The sequence below is a fragment of the Tenacibaculum todarodis genome, from assembly GCF_001889045.1.
GTDB lineage: Bacteria > Bacteroidota > Bacteroidia > Flavobacteriales > Flavobacteriaceae > Polaribacter > Polaribacter todarodis.
In genome coordinates this window covers 2,010,899-2,029,076 of record NZ_CP018155.1, presented here as the reverse complement: position 1 = coordinate 2,029,076, position 18,178 = coordinate 2,010,899, and the positions used below count along the sequence as shown (strand labels likewise).

Annotated in this window: 22 protein-coding genes; 16 read left to right on the top strand and 6 right to left on the bottom strand. The window is 28.0% G+C overall.

Annotated features, from left to right (window positions below):
• Positions 1-5: 5 nt before the first annotated feature.
• Positions 6-317 carry a rhodanese-like domain-containing protein gene (locus LPB136_RS09235; protein ID WP_072556045.1) on the top strand — a complete coding sequence of 104 codons (312 nt, stop codon included), beginning with the start codon at positions 6-8 and terminating at the stop codon, positions 315-317.
• Here LPB136_RS09235 and LPB136_RS09230 read toward each other — a convergent pair.
• The 6 genes from LPB136_RS09230 to LPB136_RS09205 all read right to left on the bottom strand — a co-directional run bounded on the left by LPB136_RS09230 (position 309) and on the right by LPB136_RS09205 (position 6,415).
• Positions 309-953 (bottom strand): response regulator, encoded by a 645-nt coding sequence (locus LPB136_RS09230; protein WP_072556044.1) that lies wholly within the window; start codon positions 951-953, stop codon positions 309-311. The two genes, LPB136_RS09235 and LPB136_RS09230, sit on opposite strands and share 9 nt — an antisense overlap.
• Before the next feature lie 50 nt (positions 954-1,003).
• The gene (locus LPB136_RS09225) at positions 1,004-2,974 is read right to left on the bottom strand and encodes an ATP-binding protein (protein ID WP_072556043.1); all 1,971 of its coding nucleotides are present in this window, start codon (positions 2,972-2,974) and stop codon (positions 1,004-1,006) included.
• 50 nt (positions 2,975-3,024) lie between these two features.
• The gene (locus LPB136_RS09220) at positions 3,025-3,291 is read right to left on the bottom strand and encodes a hypothetical protein (RefSeq protein WP_072556042.1); all 267 of its coding nucleotides are present in this window, start codon (positions 3,289-3,291) and stop codon (positions 3,025-3,027) included.
• A gap of 19 nt (positions 3,292-3,310) precedes the next feature.
• Positions 3,311-4,657: a hypothetical protein gene (locus LPB136_RS09215; RefSeq protein WP_072556041.1), complete on the bottom strand. Its 1,347-nt coding sequence runs from the start codon at positions 4,655-4,657 to the stop codon at positions 3,311-3,313.
• Positions 4,658-4,870: 213 nt separating this feature from the next.
• On the bottom strand, positions 4,871-5,356 hold the full coding sequence (locus LPB136_RS09210; protein WP_072556040.1) for a DUF6252 domain-containing protein: 486 nt from the start codon (positions 5,354-5,356) through the stop codon (positions 4,871-4,873).
• A 111-nt stretch (positions 5,357-5,467) separates the two neighbouring features.
• Positions 5,468-6,415 carry a GSCFA domain-containing protein gene (locus LPB136_RS09205; RefSeq protein WP_072556039.1) on the bottom strand — a complete coding sequence of 316 codons (948 nt, stop codon included), beginning with the start codon at positions 6,413-6,415 and terminating at the stop codon, positions 5,468-5,470.
• A 110-nt stretch (positions 6,416-6,525) separates the two neighbouring features.
• Here LPB136_RS09205 and LPB136_RS09200 point away from each other — a divergent pair, with 110 nt between their 5' ends.
• The 15 genes from LPB136_RS09200 (at position 6,526) to LPB136_RS09130 (ending at position 18,177) form a co-directional block, all read left to right on the top strand.
• Positions 6,526-7,419: a MerR family transcriptional regulator gene (locus tag LPB136_RS09200; RefSeq protein ID WP_072556038.1), complete on the top strand. Its 894-nt coding sequence runs from the start codon at positions 6,526-6,528 to the stop codon at positions 7,417-7,419.
• Between the two features lie 192 nt (positions 7,420-7,611).
• Complete coding sequence (locus LPB136_RS09195; protein ID WP_072556037.1) at positions 7,612-8,580, top strand: fasciclin domain-containing protein; 969 nt, start codon at positions 7,612-7,614, stop codon at positions 8,578-8,580.
• Between the two features lie 18 nt (positions 8,581-8,598).
• Complete coding sequence (locus LPB136_RS09190; protein WP_072556036.1) at positions 8,599-10,062, top strand: phytoene desaturase family protein; 1,464 nt, start codon at positions 8,599-8,601, stop codon at positions 10,060-10,062.
• 2 nt (positions 10,063-10,064) lie between these two features.
• Complete coding sequence (locus LPB136_RS09185) at positions 10,065-10,910, top strand: phytoene/squalene synthase family protein (RefSeq protein ID WP_072556035.1); 846 nt, start codon at positions 10,065-10,067, stop codon at positions 10,908-10,910.
• Positions 10,910-11,347, top strand: coding sequence for a hypothetical protein (locus LPB136_RS09180; RefSeq protein WP_072556034.1), 438 nt, complete (start codon positions 10,910-10,912; stop codon positions 11,345-11,347). Before LPB136_RS09185 ends, LPB136_RS09180 begins: the two co-directional genes overlap by 1 nt.
• The gene (locus LPB136_RS09175) at positions 11,344-11,799 is read left to right on the top strand and encodes a sterol desaturase family protein (RefSeq protein WP_072556033.1); all 456 of its coding nucleotides are present in this window, start codon (positions 11,344-11,346) and stop codon (positions 11,797-11,799) included. Before LPB136_RS09180 ends, LPB136_RS09175 begins: the two co-directional genes overlap by 4 nt.
• Positions 11,796-12,494: a lycopene cyclase domain-containing protein gene (locus tag LPB136_RS09170; protein WP_072556032.1), complete on the top strand. Its 699-nt coding sequence runs from the start codon at positions 11,796-11,798 to the stop codon at positions 12,492-12,494. Before LPB136_RS09175 ends, LPB136_RS09170 begins: the two co-directional genes overlap by 4 nt.
• The gene (locus tag LPB136_RS09165; RefSeq protein WP_072556031.1) at positions 12,484-12,957 is read left to right on the top strand and encodes a TspO/MBR family protein; all 474 of its coding nucleotides are present in this window, start codon (positions 12,484-12,486) and stop codon (positions 12,955-12,957) included. The genes LPB136_RS09170 and LPB136_RS09165 overlap by 11 nt, the downstream gene beginning before the upstream one ends.
• Before the next feature lie 4 nt (positions 12,958-12,961).
• Positions 12,962-13,615 (top strand): TetR family transcriptional regulator C-terminal domain-containing protein, encoded by a 654-nt coding sequence (locus tag LPB136_RS09160; RefSeq protein WP_072556030.1) that lies wholly within the window; start codon positions 12,962-12,964, stop codon positions 13,613-13,615.
• The gene (locus tag LPB136_RS09155; RefSeq protein WP_072556029.1) at positions 13,612-14,922 is read left to right on the top strand and encodes an ABC1 kinase family protein; all 1,311 of its coding nucleotides are present in this window, start codon (positions 13,612-13,614) and stop codon (positions 14,920-14,922) included. The genes LPB136_RS09160 and LPB136_RS09155 overlap by 4 nt, the downstream gene beginning before the upstream one ends.
• Entirely contained in the window at positions 14,922-15,542 is a 621-nt protein-coding gene (locus LPB136_RS09150; protein WP_072556028.1) for a flavin reductase family protein, read from the top strand. The genes LPB136_RS09155 and LPB136_RS09150 overlap by 1 nt, the downstream gene beginning before the upstream one ends.
• Positions 15,543-15,547: 5 nt before the next feature.
• Positions 15,548-16,966, top strand: coding sequence for an SDR family oxidoreductase (locus LPB136_RS09145; protein WP_072556027.1), 1,419 nt, complete (start codon positions 15,548-15,550; stop codon positions 16,964-16,966).
• Between the two features lie 24 nt (positions 16,967-16,990).
• Positions 16,991-17,257 (top strand): TIGR03643 family protein, encoded by a 267-nt coding sequence (locus tag LPB136_RS09140; protein WP_072556026.1) that lies wholly within the window; start codon positions 16,991-16,993, stop codon positions 17,255-17,257.
• Positions 17,254-17,493 carry a hypothetical protein gene (locus tag LPB136_RS09135; protein ID WP_072556025.1) on the top strand — a complete coding sequence of 80 codons (240 nt, stop codon included), beginning with the start codon at positions 17,254-17,256 and terminating at the stop codon, positions 17,491-17,493. The genes LPB136_RS09140 and LPB136_RS09135 overlap by 4 nt, the downstream gene beginning before the upstream one ends.
• Before the next feature lie 6 nt (positions 17,494-17,499).
• On the top strand, positions 17,500-18,177 hold the full coding sequence (locus LPB136_RS09130; protein ID WP_072556024.1) for an SDR family NAD(P)-dependent oxidoreductase: 678 nt from the start codon (positions 17,500-17,502) through the stop codon (positions 18,175-18,177).
• The last annotated feature ends 1 nt before the right edge of the window (position 18,178 follow it).

Sequence of the window (18,178 nt, the reverse complement as noted above, 5' to 3'; positions counted from 1 at the left end):
GTAAAATGGGATTATTTGGAATGTTTAGCAAAAAAGATGCTACAAACGAAATTAAAGAATATTTAGAAAAAGGAGCTGTAATTTTAGATGTTAGAACTAAAATGGAATGGAATGAAGGTCATTCAGAAGGTGCAAAACATATTGTTTTGACAACCATTCCTTTAAATATTGATGAAATAAAATCTTGGAATAAGCCTGTAATTGCGGTTTGTAAAAGTGGTGGAAGAAGTCATCAAGCAGCACAATTTTTAACAAATCACGGACTTGATGTTATAAATGGAGGACCTTGGCAAAATGTTGATCAGTATTTAGATTAATTTTTGCTTTTTAGCTTTTAAAATAGCTTCTATTTTATTGTGTACTTGTAGTTTTTTATAGATGTTTTCTATGTGTTTTCTAACTGTAGAAGGAGATATAATTAAGTTTTCTGCAATTAAATTGTAATTAAGACCTTTGCTTAAGTGTAATAAAATTTCGGACTCTCTTTTAGATAGTTTTATGTCTTCTAATTTTTCTGTTACAATAATTGGATTTCTTAGTAAATTTAACGCTTTTAAGGCTATACTTGGTGTCATTGGGGCGCCGCCATTAATAACTTCTAAAATGCTTTTGTGTAATTTTTCAGCATCTATTTCTTTTAGTAAATAACCATTTGCACCAGCTTTTATTGAGCTAAAAACACTGTCGTCATCATCTACAACAGTTAACATTATTACTTTTATTTGTGGATATTTATTCTTAACAATTTCTGTGGCTTTTACACCATTCATTTCTGGCATTTGAATATCCATAAGAATAGCATCGATATTATGATTCTCTTCTAACTTACCAATAAGTTCTGCGCCATTTTTTGCTGTAAACTTTATAACAATGTCTTCAAAAAATGACAGCTTTTCCTTTATAGCTTTTGCTAAAAAGTGATTGTCTTCTGCTATGCAAATTTTTAGTTTCATAAAAGTCTGATTAGGTGCTAGGTAAATTTAAGTTATTTTAAACTTAATTTTTATACGTCATCTGCCGTATTTTCTAAAACAACTGAAATCAAGATTTTTGTTCCTTTTTTTTCTTCTGAGTTTATCTTAACTTTTCCATTAATTTCACTCATTCTTTTCTCCATATTACTTAGTCCGTTTCCTAAGTCTATCGATTTTATATTAAATCCAACTCCGTTGTCCTTAATAATAGCTTCAAAAAAGTTGTTTGTTTTTTGAAGTTGAACTTCAATTTTAGTTGCTTCCGCGTATTTTAAAGAATTGTTTATTGCTTCTTGAATTACTCTAAAAATATTCATTCCAACAAGAGAAGAAAAAGACATGTTTTTGTCTATATCGTAATTTACTTCAAACTCAATTTTTTCGGATGCTGTTTTAGCTTTTTCAACAAAGGTTAATATTCTAGAATGTAAATCTTCAATAGTAATTTTAGATTTATTCATTGCCCAAATAGTATCTCTTAACTCGTAAATAGTTTGAGATGTAAATGAGCTAATTGTAGATAATTTGTCTTTTAACCTTTGATTTACATCAATAGAAACATACTTTAAATTATCAATTGAAGAAATTATAAATGTAAGCTGAGAACCGATATTATCATGTAAATCTCTTGAAATTCTTAAACGTTGTTCTTGTAATCTGTTTTGTGTTTTTATTGTAGACAATGCATCTTTTAAATCAATTTCTTTTTGTAGTTGTTTTCGTTTAAATTGATGCTTCTTATAAAAACCTATTGATATTATTGCTAAAATTAATAATGCGGACCCTAATAAAACAGCGTAAAGAGTTCTGTTTTTTATAGACAATTCTTTTTCTAAAAGTTGTTCTTTTTGAATTGCAATTTCTTTTTCTTTTTTTGAAGTTTCATACTTGAATTGCAGTTCAGCAATATCTTTAATTTTCTCTTTTTTAAAGAGACTGTCTTTTAATTTTAAGTGTAGTGTTAAATATTCATTTGCCTTTTTAAATTTTTGGACCTTAGCATAGCTTTTGGCCAAATTTTTACTAGAATTAGAAATAAATTCTAGCGCATTTACTTCCTTTGCAAATTCTAATCCTTTCTCTCCAATTTTAATAGCATCTGCATATTTTTTTTGTTTATAATTTAGGTTGCTATATGCATTGTATAGAAAAGCTAATTCGTAGGGTTCTCTATTTTTTGTTTGTAACTTTATAGCTTCGAGGTAGTTCTTTTTAGCTTTTATTGGCATGTTTAGACTGTCATAAGAAACTGCTATATTAGTAATTGGGTAAGCACTATATCTAATATAATTGTTATCAATAAAATATTTCTTAGCAATTTCTGCGCTTTCTATTGCTTTTCTATAGTTTTTATTTTTATTATAAACACCGGCTAAATTATTATTTATTGCAGCTACGTTTAGCAAGTCATTTTTGTCTTCAAAAATCTTTATGGCTTTTAAATTGAATTCAATACACTTATCTAATTCTTTAACCTTTTTTAAGTCTACAGCTATATTAAGGTAGCCAATAGCAATGTTTTCTGTGTCATTTAATTTTTCGTAAATAGAAATAGCTTGATAAAAGTTTTTAATAGCCGTTCTAAAATCACCTAATCGACTACTTACAATTCCAATACCCGAATATGAATTTGCAATGAGTGTAGAATCCTTTAATTCATTACTCATTCTAAGAGATTCTTCGAAATGTTTAAGTGCTTTAGAATAATCAGAATTTTCTCTAGCAAAATTTCCTAATTGATGTGTGGTTACAATTATTAATTTTTGATTACCAGATGAAGTAGAAATTTGATGAGCTTTTTCCGAATAAAGTTTAGCCGAATCTAAATTTCTACCAGTGTAGAGTTCAGCAATTTTAATATAAGACTCAATTTTATTGGTATCATTTTGAGTTTTTGATAATATTCTTAGACTATCTATTGGATCTGATTGACTAAACAATGCTGAAGTACAACAAGGTAAGAACGCAAAAAATAATAATAGTTTTATGTATAATTTCATATTACAACTTGTAAATTATTCTGGTCTATTAATTCACTTTAAAAAACACCTTAAAATATCTCTTTCAAAGTATAATCAATATTCAAAATATCAACTTTAATTTTTTGGGTTTTTTTTACAATTTCATCATTTATGGCGGTTAACTCTTTATTGCTATACTTTAATTTTTTAGCTATACTTTTCTCAAAATGTATTTCTGAAGATAAAATATGTATTTTATTAATCTCAATTGTTTTTATGTTATAATAATCTTTTATAAAATAGATAATTAATACAATTGCTAATATTAGTATAAAGAATAATAATTCTGTTTGCATTGTTGTATAGAGTGTTTTTTTATTCTAGATAAAAGGATGTTTTTTGCCCCTTTACTTTATTATTCATCAAGAAAATACCTTTTATATAGATGTTTTTTGCTGCTATATATTCTGGCTTGTCATAGAGTGTTAAACTTGTAGTTAAGTCTTTATTACTTGTATGATTTAACATCCAGAATTTTTTCCCTTCACCTAAATCTAAAAAAGAATCTATTTTGTAATAACCAGTAGCATCCTTTTCTCTACTTTCCATTTTTATGGTTATAGAAACGGTGTTACCTTTATTCATCTTAGGTCCATCAGTAACATTTAGTTTAAAACTTCCTTTTGCGGGAAGTACTTTTCCGTTTAAATTAGCATACGTGTATTTCCAAGATTTACTTTTAAAGTTAGGTATTAATGGATTGTCATTCTCATTTTTATTCTTTTTGGGAGTTTTTTTAATTACCTTCTTTTTTAAAGGAACAACAGCAACATTATCAAAATTTCCATGTAGATTAATAAAATATTTATCAAAATTTGTGCTTCCAGTAACATCTCCATTAGAAAAGTAAATTTCTCTAAAATAAAAATATTGATACTTACCAGAGCGATAGTGTTTTTTTACCCAATTATCTTTTTTATCGTAAACATAATTATATGTTACGTCTGATTTTTTATCTGAAGTAGTATTTGTAGCTCTAATTAAATTGTCATTATCATCGTATATATAGCTTTTATTGGAGTTTGAGTATTTGCTATTAGATGTATATTTTGTTTTAACACCATCTTCATAGTAGGTTACATAAGTTCCTATGATACTACCGTCTTTAGAGTTGTAAGAAGTATAAGTGTTTGTTTTTTTGTCTCCGCTATACGTATTGGTTCTTTCTCCAGTTAATTTCCCTGATTCTGAATATGAAGTAGAACTTATTTCCCTGTTTTTTTTATCGTATTTAAATTCTTTATAAGAGAATTTTCCAGGATTAAAATGGGTTTCCTCTTTAACAAGATTACCTTTATTATTGTAAAAATATTTTTTAGTTGAAGAATATTTTCCTTTTACATCACTTACATCTTGTGTATTAATAAGTTGGTTTTTATTATTGTAGTTGTATAGTTTTTTAATGGCATTACTAGTTTCACTGTATTTGCTATTGTATAAAGAATAGGTTTCAATTAAATTTCCATCATCATTAAAATTATCAATATTAACAGATTGCTTAACAAAACCACCACTTTCTTTATCATAACTATAGTAATGTTGAATTACCTTACGAACCTTTTTATGTAAGTTTTTTCCTTTTAAGTTAAGATTACTTACTTGCGCTTTTGTTAGGAATGAAAAACTTAATAAAAGCAAAAATGTTAAGTTTAGTTGTTTCATAGTAAAAGTTTGTGGTTGTGGTTTAAATTTAAGAATATTTTCTGTAAAAGAATAGTAATATTTATTTAATTTATGACTAATCAGTTGTTTACTGTTTTAAATAGCCTTTTTTTAGAAATAAAAAAGATAGTCGATTTTTAAAAATAGCACCCTTAAAACTAAATTTAATATCTCTCAACTACCTTAATTATTTTTGATTATTTTCTAACTCTTTTATTGCTTTTCTGCACTAAATTCTCCTTGAGTAATTGTTTTATTTGTGCTATCTGAAGAGTTTAATCCAGTAAAAGAAAAGGTTCCTTTTACATGCGTAGCGCTATCTTCTGTTATTTCTACAGTTCCGTTACCTATGTCAAAAGTTGTAGTCCAAGCTGCTAAAGGTGTTACTGAACCATAAGAAAGAGAACTTACATTTGTTATTGCATCTCCAGTTGTATAAGTTCCTACACCTGTGTAACTTGTAATGTTTATTCTTATATAATCTCCTGAGTTATTAGAGCCTTGAACAGCTAAAACATCTCCAGCTCCTCCTGTTCCTATAGAAGCTCCTATAGAATCTTCAAAAGAAGAAAAGTCAGCGCCATCTACTTTGGCAGTTAAAAATTCATCTCCACTTGATGGGTTATTACTGTCATCGGAACAACCAACCCATAATAAAGTTGCAAATAATAAAATTGATAATTTTTTTAAAGTTTTCATATTAATAGATTTTTAGATTAACACTACAAAACTCTCAAATATTTACTCACAAAAAAATACGGCAATTGCCGTATTTTTTTCTTTTTTACCTATAAATGAATCTTCTACATTTTAAAATCTTACAAAAGGAAGGTTTTTTTGAAGGTTTTCGATTTTTTGATTTAACTTTTCTAAAAACTGTTGATGCTGTTCTGAGTTTTCATTAAATGGTCTATGCGTTAATCCTTTTTGTATAGTTGCTACTTCTTTCATTGTTTTGATTGCATTATCAGAAATCCAAACATCAGAAAATTTTTGCCAGATATAATTGATGGCTGTTTGGTTAGGATGAATCATGTCTTCTGCATAAAAACGATAATCACGTAATTCGTCCATCATAATTTCATAAGAAGGAAAATAGAAAGAATTTCGTTTATCAATTATTTGATTAATTGCCGAAATTAAATGCGCTTTACTTTGAGTATTTTCTACAAAACCATCTTTTAAATGTCTTACTGGGGAAACTGTAAATAATACGGTTGCTCTATTATTTATCGATTTTATTAGTGCAATTATAGCCTCTAAGCTTTCACTAACTTCATCAACAGAAAGAATCTCTTTTAAGAATTTTTTCTGCGGTATTTTATGGCAATTCGCCACAATGGTATCTGAAGAAATGTCTCTATAAATCCAAGAAGTTCCAAGTGTAATTATAATATGAGAAGCGTTTTTTAATTGTTGATGTGTATCTTGTACAGCATTGTTTAAATTGGATAATAATTCGTTTTTATTATTAGAACTTAAACTTGAATGAGCTTCAAAACAATGCCAACGTTCGTTGTGAGAGAAAACATCACTATCAATATATTTTTTCTCATTAATTGCATTAGTAATTAAATTTTCAATTGCTTTTGGTTGGAATAATATTCCTAAAGGATTTTGTGCAGATTGAAATTTAAAATAAGTCAATTTATTACCGATGTTTTCAGAAAAACAAGATCCAATTAATACTAATTTTGAACTATAATCAATTTTATTATGAGGTTGTTTTTTTAAAGGTACTTGAGTTTGAAACTGCATCGATTATTTTAATAAGTAGTTCAAAATAAAGATATTTTTGTCAGAATTCATCAATATATTTTGATAATATATTTTAAATAGTATCTTTGTTTAACTTAAAATAAAATACATTGAACAATATTAAGAGTGTTTTTACCATAAAAGATTTAGAAAATATTTCAGGAATTAAAGCACATACAATCCGTATTTGGGAGAAAAGATACAATCTTTTAGTACCAGAAAGAACAGATACTAATATACGTTATTATTCTTCAGATAATTTACAAAAATTATTAAATGTTGTTTTATTAAACAATAATAATTTTAAGATTTCTAAGATTGCATTAATGTCTAACGATACAATAAAAGTTAAAGCGCGCGAGCTTGCTTTTAATAAAGCGGTTAATGATGAGGCTTTAAATTCTTTAAAATTATCAATGTTTCAATTCGATAAGATTTTATTTAATAATACTTATAGTGTTTTACTTCATAAAAAAACGTTTAGAGAAGTTTTTAAAGAAGTATTTATCCCTTTTTTAGATCAAATAGGTTTGTTGTGGCAAACTGACACCTTGCTCCCTGCTCATGAACATTTTATATCTAATTTAATTTCTCAAAAAATACAGATAAATATAGAAAAATTAGATTATACAATCACAAAATCTAAAACTACTTATGTGTTGTTTTTACCTGAAAACGAAATACACGAATTAGGATTAATGTATTTAAATTATGAATTAGCTTTAAGAGGTTTTTCTACTATTTATTTAGGGCAAAGTTTACCTGTAGATAATTTAAGTTACTTCATAAAAAATGAAACAGAAGTTTGTTTTGTTACTTCTCTAACAGTAAAACCTTTTGATGATAAAGTACTTTCTTATTTTATGAGTATAGATGAGAAAATTACAGGTACTAAACATCGTTTAATCGCTTTTGGTAGAAAAACAACCTTAGTTGAAGGCAGTAAATTTAATTCTAACATCAGTTTATATTCCTCTTTAACGGAATTACTTTCTTCATTATAAAACATTTTGTTCAACTAAAATTTGTATTAGTTAAACAAAATATATATATTTGCATTGTTGTTTTGTTTATCAAAGCATTTTTTTTCGAAAAATATCATTTTGTTTAACAATTATTAATTTAAATTAAACAAAAGTCTTAAAAGCTGAAAAAAGACTTAAAAAAGAAAGTAGGCAAATATTAAAACATCAATTATGAAAATCAAGAATTTAACCAAAACAATTTTATTTTTAAGCTTATTTTTAAGTGTAACATTCTTTACATCATGTTCGGATGATGAAAATCAAGAAGTTGAACAAGAAGAGCAAATAGATATTGTACAAACTGCAATTAACTCACCAGATTTAAGCATTTTAGTTGCAGCTTTACAAAGAGCAGAATTAGTATCTGCTTTACAAGGAGAAGGGCCTTTTACAGTATTTGCACCAACAAACACTGCCTTCCAAGCTTTGCTAGATAGCAATGCTTCATGGAATTCTCTAGAAGATATTCCGGTAGCAACTTTAAAGTCTGTTTTATTGTTTCATGTTTTGTCAGGAAAGGTAATGGCTTCAGATTTATCTGATACTTTTGTAAATACATTAGCTACTGGTCCAGGAGATAATTCATTATCGTTACAGGTAGAAGTAACCGGAGGCGTTGAGTTTAATGGAGATGCTAAGCCAATTAGTACAGATATTATGGCAAGTAATGGAGTAATACATGTTATAGATAAAGTAATGTTGCCTGCAAATATTGTTACGTTAGCACTTAATAATGCTGGTTTTTCAACTTTAGTTGCTGCGTTAACAGATAATCGTCATACTACTGATTTTGTTACTTTATTACAAGCAGATGGTCCTTATACAGTGTTTGCTCCAACAAATGATGCTTTTCAAGCTTTATTAGACAGTAACTCTTCATGGAATTCTTTAGGAGATATACCAATTGCTACGTTAGATGCAGTTTTAAAATATCATGTTTTTGCTGGAGGAAATGTACAATCTTCAGAGTTAGCAGACAATCAAGTGATAACAATGTTTGATGGAAATGATATAACTGTAGATTTATCAAACGGAGCAAAAATAGAAACATCATCTTCTCAATCTGTAACTATTTCTTTAACAGATGTTCAAGGAGCAAATGGAGTAATACATGTAGTAGATAGTGTTTTATTACCGTAATTATTTATAACAAAAATTGTGAAAAAGAAAATACACATTATTGGTTCAGGTTTTTCTTCATTGTCAGCTGCTTGCTATTTAGCTAAAGCTGGCTTTGAGGTTACTGTTTTAGAAAAAAACAATACAATTGGAGGTAGAGCAAGGCAATTATTAAAGGAGAATTTCACTTTTGATATTGGTCCAACTTGGTACTGGATGCCAGATGTTTTTGAGAAATTCTTTGCAGATTTTGACAAAACTCCCTCAGATTTTTATGAGTTAGAAAAATTAGATCCTGCGTATCAAGTATATTTTGATAAAGAAGACTCTATAACCATTCCAGGAAGTTTAGAAGAAATTTATGAAGTATTTGAAGCTGAAGAAAAAGGAAGTTCAAAACATTTAAAAGAGTTTTTAAAATCAGCCAAATACAATTATGATGTTTCTATAAACGATTTAGTTTATAAACCTGGAGTTTCACCTTTAGAATTAATAACACCTGTAACAATAGGGAAAGTATCTCAATTTTTTTCAACAATCAGAAAACAAGTTAGAAAAAAAATAAAAAGTAAAAAATTAATTCAGATTTTAGAATTTCCTGTATTGTTTTTAGGTGCAAAACCAAGTAATACACCAGCGTTTTATAATTTTATGAACTATGCTGATTTTGGTTTAGGAACGTGGCATCCAAAAGGAGGAATGTACAAAGTTATAGAAGCAATGGAAACTTTAGCTGCAAGTTTAAATGTAACATTTAAAACCAATGCAAATGTGCAAGAAATTACAGTAAATGAATTGGGTGAAGCAATTGGATTGGTGGTAAACGAAGAGTTTATTCCTTCAGATATTATATTGAGTGGAGCAGATTATTATCATACTGAAACTTTGGTTCCGGAGAAATATAGACAATATTCAGAAAAATATTGGGATAAAAAGGTTTTTGCACCTTCTTCACTATTATTCTATGTTGGATTTGATAAAAAATTAGAAAATGTTTGTCATCATACTTTATTTTTTGATACAGATTTTGATGTACACGCAAAAACAATCTATGATTCCCCAAGTTGGCCTAAAGAACCACTGTTTTATGCCAGTTTCCCTTCAGTGACAGATGGTTCTTTTGCGCCAATTAATAAAGAAGCAGCAACTTTTTTAATTCCATTAGCACCAGGAATTAAAGATACTCCAGAAATTAGAGAGAAATATTTCAACATAATTATAGAAAGATTAGAGAAATTAACGAATCAATCTGTAAAAGATGCAATTTTATTTAAAGAAAGTTTCTGTGTAAACGATTTTGTTAAAGATTATAATTCTTATAAAGGTAACGCCTACGGATTAGCAAATATATTAACTCAAACAGCTTTTTTAAGACCAAAAATAAAAAGTAAAAAAGTTAAAAATTTATTTTTTACAGGACAACTAACTGTTCCAGGTCCTGGTGTTCCACCAGCGTTAATTTCTGGTAAAATAGCTTCAGATTTAATTTTAAAAAATCATTAAAAATGAAAAAACAATTGTTTGATGAGGTTTCCTTTGCAAGTAGCAAACTTGTTACCAAAAAGTACAGTACCTCTTTCTCTTTGGCTACAAGAATGTTATCGCCAAAAATTAGAGAAGCAATTTATAATATTTATGGTTTTGTTCGTTTTGCGGATGAAATTGTAGACTCTTTTCATGGTTTTAATAAAGAAAAACTATTAAATAAATTTGAAGCGGAGTATTACGATTCTAAAAATGATGGAATTAGTTTAAATCCTATTTTAAACTCATTTATTCAAACAGTAAATAAATATGATATTTCTGATGATTTAGTTCAGGCTTTTTTAAAGAGTATGAAAGCAGATTTATTCAAAACAGAATATAAAACTGAAGAAGAATATAACGCTTATATATATGGCTCTGCAGATGTAGTTGGTTTAATGTGCTTAAAAATATTTGTAGATGGAAATCAAGCAAAATATGACGAATTAAAAGATGCTGCTCAACGTTTAGGCTCTGCATTTCAGAAAGTAAACTTTCTACGTGATATAAAAGATGATTTTGAAGAATTAAATCGTTCTTATTTTCCGAATGTGAATTTTGGCGATTTTAATCAACAATCTAAAGAAGAAATAATAAAAGACATTGAAGCAGATTTTGATTTTGCTTTTAAAAACGGAATTTTAAAATTACCAGCAGAAGCTAAATTTGGAGTATACGTTGCTTATAGATATTACAGAAGACTTTTAAAGAAATTAAAGGATGTTCATCACACGAAAATTATGGAAACACGTGTTAGAATTTCTAACCCAATGAAAATAAATTTATTGGCAAGAAGTTATGTAAAGTATAAACTAAACATCATTTAATGTTTTTAAAAATAACAGCAATATTTCTATTTTTAGGTATGCAAAATAATACACCAGATTTTGTAAGTCAATTTCATGCTTCTTTAACCGAAAAAGAAGAATTAAATTACATCAAAAAATATAAGGATAACAAGAGTGTTGACGTACAAGCATATGTTGTTTCTTTACAAATGAAACAAGCTAAATACAAAACATTTCCTTGGAGTAAGTTGTCAGTTTTTAACAAACAAAAAAAAATATTAAATAAACTTATAAAAACGCATCCTAAAAATGTACATTTAAGATACGTAAGATTAGTTATTCAAGAAAAAACACCTAAAATTTTAGGTTATAATGATCATATTAAAGAAGACAAAACTTTTTTAAAAGCTATTCTTAAAAAGAGTGATAAGTCAGATTATTTAGACGAATTTATAATTAAAAACACCTCATTATGATTTGGTTTTATTACATATTAATTACGCTCGGCGTATTTATTACAATGGAAGGAATTACCTGGTGCACTCATAAATATATAATGCACGGTTTTGGATGGTTTTTACATGAAGATCATCATCAACCAGGTTATCCACATGTTTTTGAAAAAAACGATGCTTTTTTTGTTGTATTTGCAATACCAAGCATTTTGTTATTTTATTTTGGAATAAGACCAGAACTTAATTTTTTGTTTTTTATTGGATTAGGAATTTTATTTTACGGAATCGCTTATTTTTTAGTGCACGATGTGCTAATTCATAGACGATTTAAGTGGTTTAAAAACACCAATAATCAATATTTAAAAGGATTGAGAAAAGCACATAAAATTCATCATAAACATTTAGATAAACCAGATGGAGAATGCTTTGGGATGTTATTTGTACCGTTTAAATACTTTAAGAAAAGACAGTGAGCCAATACTTGTATCTCATATTAAATTTAGGAAGCATAAGTATTCCTTTGTTATATAGCATTTTTGAAAAAAAATTCCATTTTATTCAATATTTTAAAATTGCTTTTATAAGTATTCTTTTAGTTGCAATTCCTTTTTTAATTTGGGACGGACTTTTTACCATAAACGGAATTTGGGGTTTTAATTCAGATTATTTTATTGGTACTAAGTTTTTTGGGATGCCAATGGAAGAGTGGTTATTTTTCTTTTGTATTCCTTATGCATGTTTGTTTACACACGAAGTTTTAAAATATTATGTACCTAATTTTAAATTATCAAAATCCGTTACGGTAATTTTAAGTTTTCTGTTGATAGTTTTAGTACTATTATTACTGATTTTCAACTTCGGAAAATGGTACACAACTTTAAATTTTAGTGTTTTTTTACTATTAATGGTGTATAGCTTAAAATATCATATTAAAACTTTACAAGAATATTACCCGAGTTTTTTAGTGATTTTAATTCCTTTTTTAATCGTAAACGGAATCTTAACAGGCAGTTTTATAGAAGAACCTGTTGTTTGGTATAATAATGATGAAAATTTAGGATTTAGAATTTTTACAATACCATTTGAAGATGTTTTTTATGCGTTTAACTTGTTGTTTTCAATTCAGTTAGTATTCAATTATTTAAAAAAGAAACAACTTGAAAAGTAATAAATACATACGGTTTATACTATTTTTAATTGCTAACTTTTTAGCGCTTGGAATTGGAGGGTTGTTAATGAAAAATGGACCACAAACAGAATGGTATCTTTTATTAAATAAAGCACCTTGGACGCCTCAAGGTTGGGTTTTTGGAGTTGCTTGGACAAGTATTATGATTTTCTTTTCTTTTTACATGACAAAGCTGAGTTTTGAATATCGGTTTTTAGACAAAAAACTTGTAAGGCTTTATATAGTTCAATGGATTTTAAATGTAAGTTGGAATTATTTTTTCTTTAATAAGCATTTAACAGTTGTTGGGTTGGTTGTAATTACTTTATTATGGTTGTTAATTGGATATTTTACATTTAAAAACTTTAAAAAAATAAAAGTGTTTACGTTGTTAATACTTCCGTATTTAATATGGATGACCATTGCAACAAGTTTAAACGCTTACATAGTGTTTTACAATTAAAAATATGGCAAAAAAAAAGTACATAACACAAGATAAAATAATTGATTGGTATATGAATTCGGTTTTAATAACTGGTAAGCCAACTTCTGTTTTTTCATTTGCAAAAGAAAATAATTTCGAAGAATCAGATTTTTACAGTCATTATTCAAATTTTGAAAGTTTAGAAAAATCAATTTTTAAAATTTTTGTTGAAGAGACAATTCAACTTTTACACTCAACAGAAGCGTATCAAGAGTATTCTTCTAAAGATAAATTATTAAGCTTTTATTTTACCTTTTTTGAATTTCTGGCTGCAAATAGATCGTATGTTTTGTTTTCATTTAAAGAGATAAAATCCAACTTTTCTAAAGTAACAGTATTAAAAGAAATGCGTTCAGAATTCATCAATTTTGTGCATAGTATTAATATAGAAACTCTTGATTTTAAGAACGATAAAATTAACAAAATTCAAGATAATACTATTGCAGAAGGCTATTGGTTACAATTATTAATGGTTTTAAAATTTTGGATAGAAGACACATCTTCAAACTTCGAAAAAACAGATGTTTTTATTGAAAAATCAATTAAAGCAAGTTTCGATATTCAGCAAATTGCACCTATAAAAAGTGTGATAGATTTAGCAAAATTTTTGTGGAAAGAAAAAGGAACATCAATATGAAAAGATTAAATAAAATACCGACTTCAAAAATTGAAAGAGCGACTAAATTGGTTACAACCGGTCTCAAAGTTGGCGTTAATTATGCCAAGTATTATGGGAGTAAAATAACAAAAACAGAAGAAGAGGCAAGAAGTAAATTAAATGAAGACAACGCTGCAGATATTTACGATGGTTTAAAAGAATTGAAAGGCTCTGCATTAAAAGTAGCACAAATGTTAAGCATGGAAAAAAGTTTGTTGCCAAGTGCTTATGTAGAAAAGTTCTCATTATCTCAGTTTTCTGTACCACCACTTTCTGGTCCTTTAGTGGTTAAAACATTTCAAAAATACTTTAAAAAATCACCAAATGAAGTATTCGATACATTTACAGTAGAATCTGTAAATGCTGCAAGTATTGGGCAAGTTCATAAAGCTACTAAAAACGATAAAACGTTAGCAGTAAAAATTCAATATCCAGGCGTTGCAAACAGTATTTCTACAGATTTAGCAATGGTTAAGCCAATTGCCATGAAAATGTTTAATATTAAAGGTGAAGGTTCTGACGAGTATTTTAAAGAAGTTGAAAATAAATTATTAGAAGAAACCAACTATGTTTTAGAGTTAAAACAAAGTAACGAGATTTCTGATGCTTGTAGTCATATTCCAAATTTAAAATTCCCAAAGTATTATGAAGCATATTCTTCGGATAGAATTTTAACAATGGATTGGATGGAAGGAATTCACCTTTCTGAGTTTACAAAAAAAGAACAAAACCAAGCTACTGCAAATAAATTAGGACAAGCTTTATGGGATTTTTATATGTATCAATTACATGTCTTAAAAAAGGTACATGCAGATCCGCATCCAGGAAATTTTTTAGTTTCTGAGAATGAAGAATTAATAGTGATAGACTTTGGTTGTATGAAAGAAGTTCCGCAAAGTTTTTATGTACCTTATTTTGAATTAGCTGTGCAAGAAAACATTGATGATCCTGCTTTTTTTGAAAGTAAACTTTATGAGTTAAAGATTCTAAGAAAAGACGATAAGCCAGAAGAAATAGCCTTTTTTAAAGAGCTATTTTATGAAATGTTATCCTTGTTTACACAACCATTTCAACAAGAAGAATTCGATTTTTCTGATGAAAATTTCTTTGGTAAAATAGCAGATTTAGGTCAAAAATATTCTCAAAGTACAGAGTTAAGAAAAATGAATGGTAATAGAGGTTCAAAACACTTTATTTATATGAATAGAACTTTTTTTGGACTGTATAATTTAATGCACGATTTAAAAGCAACTGGCATTAAAATTAATAACTATAAAAATATATAATGCATTTATCTAGAAGAGAAATAGATGAAATGGACCATTTATACAAAATAAATTTAATGAACAGTATTTCTGGCTATAAATCAGCAAATCTAGTAGCTACAAAGTCAAAAGATGCAATAACAAACGTTGCCGTTTTTAGTTCTGTAGTGCATTATGGTTCTAGTCCTGCAATTCTAGGTTTTGTGTTGCGCCCAACCACAGTGGTTAGAAACACGTATGATAATATAAAGAAGACAGGTTTTTATACCATAAATGCTATAAGTGAAGATATGATAGCAGATGCGCACCTTACTTCTGCTAAATATCCTTCTGAAATTTCTGAGTTTGATAAAACAAATTTATTACCAGAATATAAAAACCAATTTCATGCTCCATTTGTAAGTCAATCCCCATTGCAAATTGGAATGAAATTTTTAGAAGAGTATCATATAAAAGCTAACGGAACTATTTTAATCTTAGGTGAAGTTACGGATGTGTATTTTGAAAAAAACATGCTTAATAAAGATGGTTTTTTAAACTTATCGAAAGAAAAAATAACCACAATAAATGGTTTAGATGGCTATGCCGTACCTAATTTAAAAACTAGAGTTGAATATCAACGACCAAAAAAAGAGAATTAATATAGATGAAAATTCTAATCACAGGAACAACAGGTTACATTGCTAAAAGATTGGTGTTAAAACTGCTTGAAGCAGGAGATCAAGTAGTTTGTTGTGTGCGTGATTTAAATAGAATTCCTGATGAAATAGAAAACAAGAAAAATGTTCAATTTATAAAAGTAGACTTTTTAGAGATAAAGGAAGTTGTTCTTCCATCAGATATTGATGTTGCTTATTATTTAATACATTCAATGGCAACCAATGCTACTAATTTTGAAGATTTGGAGCAAACATGTGCTAAAAATTTTAAAAATTTAGTAGAGAAAACAACGTGTAAACAAGTTGTTTATTTAAGCGGTATTGTAAATGATAGTAATTTATCTAAACACCTATCTTCTCGTTTTCAAGTTGAAAAAAACTTACAATCAGAAAAATATGCTCTTACAACATTTAGAGCAGGAATTATTGTAGGTAGCGGAAGTGCATCTTTTGAAATTATAAGGGATATTGTAGAAAAACTTCCTGTAATGATTACCCCAAAATGGTTGAATACTAAATCACAACCAATTGCCATTAGAGATGTTTTATCCTTTTTAGAACGTGCAGTTGGTAATCAGAAATTGTACAATAAATCTTTTGATATTTGTGGAACAGAAGTACTTACTTACAAGGAGATACTCTTGCAATTTGCAGAAGTTAGAGGTTTTAAAAGATATATTTTTACGTTACCCGTTTTAACCCCAAAATTATCATCTTACTGGTTGTATTTTGTAACATCTACCTCTTTTAATTTGGCACAAGCTTTGGTAGATAGCATGAAAGTTGAGGTGATAGCAAAGCCAAGTGCTATAAATCAGCTATTAAATATTCAACCTATTTCTTATAAAGAATCAGTTGATTTGGCCTTTCAGAAGATAGAACAAAATGCAGTTGTTTCAAGTTGGAAAGACGCTATAAGTAGCGGTGTTTTTCAAGATCAATTATCAGATCATATTCAAATACCAGAATATGGTTGTTTTAAAGACATACGCTCACTAAAAATTACTGATGAAGAATTCACGCTCACTAAAATTTGGTCAATAGGAGGAAAAAATGGGTGGTATAGTTTTAATGGTTTGTGGAAAATACGTGGCTATGTAGATAAGGTTTTTGGAGGTGTTGGTTTACGAAGAGGAAGAACACATGATACATATTTAGAAGCAGGTGACCCATTAGATTTTTGGCGTGTATTATTGGCTGATAAAAAAGAAAAACGATTGCTATTATTTGCTGAAATGAAGTTGCCAGGAGAAGCATGGTTAGAGTTTAAGATTGTAAAAGACAAACTATATCAAACAGCAGTGTTTAGGCCAAAAGGTGTTTTAGGGCGCTTATACTGGTACGCCGTTTTACCATTTCATGCCTTTGTTTTTAAAGGAATGATAAATGCATTAGTCAAAAAATAAATATTCATCCAAAAATATAAAATTATGACGTGTAGAGAATTAGACCGAATTATAGAAATGGCTTGGGAAGATAGAACCACTTTTGATGCAATAAAGTTTCAGTTTGGTTTAAAAGAGCAAGAGGTAATAAGTTTAATGCGTAAAGAATTAAAATTATCTAGTTTTAAACTGTGGAGAGCTAGGGTAACAGGTCGTAGCAGTAAACACCAAGCAAAAAGAGACTTTGTAAAAGGTAGGTTTAAATGTACAAGACAACAAAATATTAGTAACAATAAAATTTCTAAACGATGAAAAAAAATAGGAAAAAGTTAGTAGAGCAAGCGTTAGATTTTGAAGTGAATTATAAATCATTTAGAACCAGAAATGAAAAGATAATTGCTGCGCGTACTGCAAAAGAAATTGTCTTATCAATTAATGAAATTTATAAAAAGACAAAAGAAGACACTTTAATGGATGTTATGAAAAGAATTACAGTGATTAAAAGAAAATTAGAGCTAAGATTAAAAGGTAGATTAACAGCAAATTAATAATTTATGAAAACAATTTTGGTAGTAGGAGGAAGTAGAGGTATTGGTAAAGCTATTGTTAATGCTTTAAAAGATACGCACAAGATTATTAATTTTAGCAGAAATAGAATTGAAGATCATGTTAATGTAACTCATTATTCTTTAGATGTTTTAAAGGATAATTTACCAGAGATAGAAGTGCTTAACGGGCTCGTTTATTGTCCAGGAAGTATAAATTTAAAGCCAATTGGGCGTTTAAAAATTAATGATTTTCGTGAAGATTTTGAAATTAATGTTATTGGCGCTGTAAAAGTTATTCAGAAGTATATCAATCCATTAAAAAATAATAACGGAAGTGCAGTCTTTTTTAGTTCTGTAGCAACTAAAATGGGAATGCCATTTCACGCTAGTGTTTCTGCAAGTAAATCTGCTGTAGAAGGCTTAGTAAAATCTTTAGCAGGAGAATTTGCTACAAAAGTTAGGTTTAATTGTATTGCGCCAACAGTTACAGATACTTTGTTGGCTGAAAAATTATTAAGAAATGACAAACAGCGTGAAAATATGAAAGAACGTCATCCTCTTAAAAAAATTTTAAAAGCAGAAGAAGTTGCAAGTTTATCAACCTATTTATTGTCTGATCACGCATCTGCAATATCAGGACAAGTTTTTCCAATAGATGCAGGAATTGTGTCGTTAAAATTATAAG

What these genes read in the sequence shown, in the direction of transcription:
- LPB136_RS09140 (WP_072556026.1), top strand. Translation starts at nt 16,991, where the DNA reads ATGACGTGTAGAGAATTAGACCGAATTATAGAAATGGCTTGGGAAGAT.
- LPB136_RS09150 (WP_072556028.1), top strand. Translation starts at nt 14,922, where the DNA reads ATGCATTTATCTAGAAGAGAAATAGATGAAATGGACCATTTATACAAA.
- LPB136_RS09235 (WP_072556045.1), top strand. Translation starts at nt 6, where the DNA reads ATGGGATTATTTGGAATGTTTAGCAAAAAAGATGCTACAAACGAAATT.
- LPB136_RS09205 (WP_072556039.1), bottom strand. Translation starts at nt 6,415, where the DNA reads ATGCAGTTTCAAACTCAAGTACCTTTAAAAAAACAACCTCATAATAAA.
- LPB136_RS09175 (WP_072556033.1), top strand. Translation starts at nt 11,344, where the DNA reads ATGATTTGGTTTTATTACATATTAATTACGCTCGGCGTATTTATTACA.
- LPB136_RS09215 (WP_072556041.1), bottom strand. Translation starts at nt 4,657, where the DNA reads ATGAAACAACTAAACTTAACATTTTTGCTTTTATTAAGTTTTTCATTC.
- LPB136_RS09220 (WP_072556042.1), bottom strand. Translation starts at nt 3,291, where the DNA reads ATGCAAACAGAATTATTATTCTTTATACTAATATTAGCAATTGTATTA.
- LPB136_RS09225 (WP_072556043.1), bottom strand. Translation starts at nt 2,974, where the DNA reads ATGAAATTATACATAAAACTATTATTATTTTTTGCGTTCTTACCTTGT.
- LPB136_RS09180 (WP_072556034.1), top strand. Translation starts at nt 10,910, where the DNA reads ATGTTTTTAAAAATAACAGCAATATTTCTATTTTTAGGTATGCAAAAT.
- LPB136_RS09195 (WP_072556037.1), top strand. Translation starts at nt 7,612, where the DNA reads ATGAAAATCAAGAATTTAACCAAAACAATTTTATTTTTAAGCTTATTT.
- LPB136_RS09135 (WP_072556025.1), top strand. Translation starts at nt 17,254, where the DNA reads ATGAAAAAAAATAGGAAAAAGTTAGTAGAGCAAGCGTTAGATTTTGAA.
- LPB136_RS09230 (WP_072556044.1), bottom strand. Translation starts at nt 953, where the DNA reads ATGAAACTAAAAATTTGCATAGCAGAAGACAATCACTTTTTAGCAAAA.
- LPB136_RS09185 (WP_072556035.1), top strand. Translation starts at nt 10,065, where the DNA reads ATGAAAAAACAATTGTTTGATGAGGTTTCCTTTGCAAGTAGCAAACTT.
- LPB136_RS09210 (WP_072556040.1), bottom strand. Translation starts at nt 5,356, where the DNA reads ATGAAAACTTTAAAAAAATTATCAATTTTATTATTTGCAACTTTATTA.
- LPB136_RS09145 (WP_072556027.1), top strand. Translation starts at nt 15,548, where the DNA reads ATGAAAATTCTAATCACAGGAACAACAGGTTACATTGCTAAAAGATTG.
- LPB136_RS09130 (WP_072556024.1), top strand. Translation starts at nt 17,500, where the DNA reads ATGAAAACAATTTTGGTAGTAGGAGGAAGTAGAGGTATTGGTAAAGCT.
- LPB136_RS09160 (WP_072556030.1), top strand. Translation starts at nt 12,962, where the DNA reads ATGGCAAAAAAAAAGTACATAACACAAGATAAAATAATTGATTGGTAT.
- LPB136_RS09155 (WP_072556029.1), top strand. Translation starts at nt 13,612, where the DNA reads ATGAAAAGATTAAATAAAATACCGACTTCAAAAATTGAAAGAGCGACT.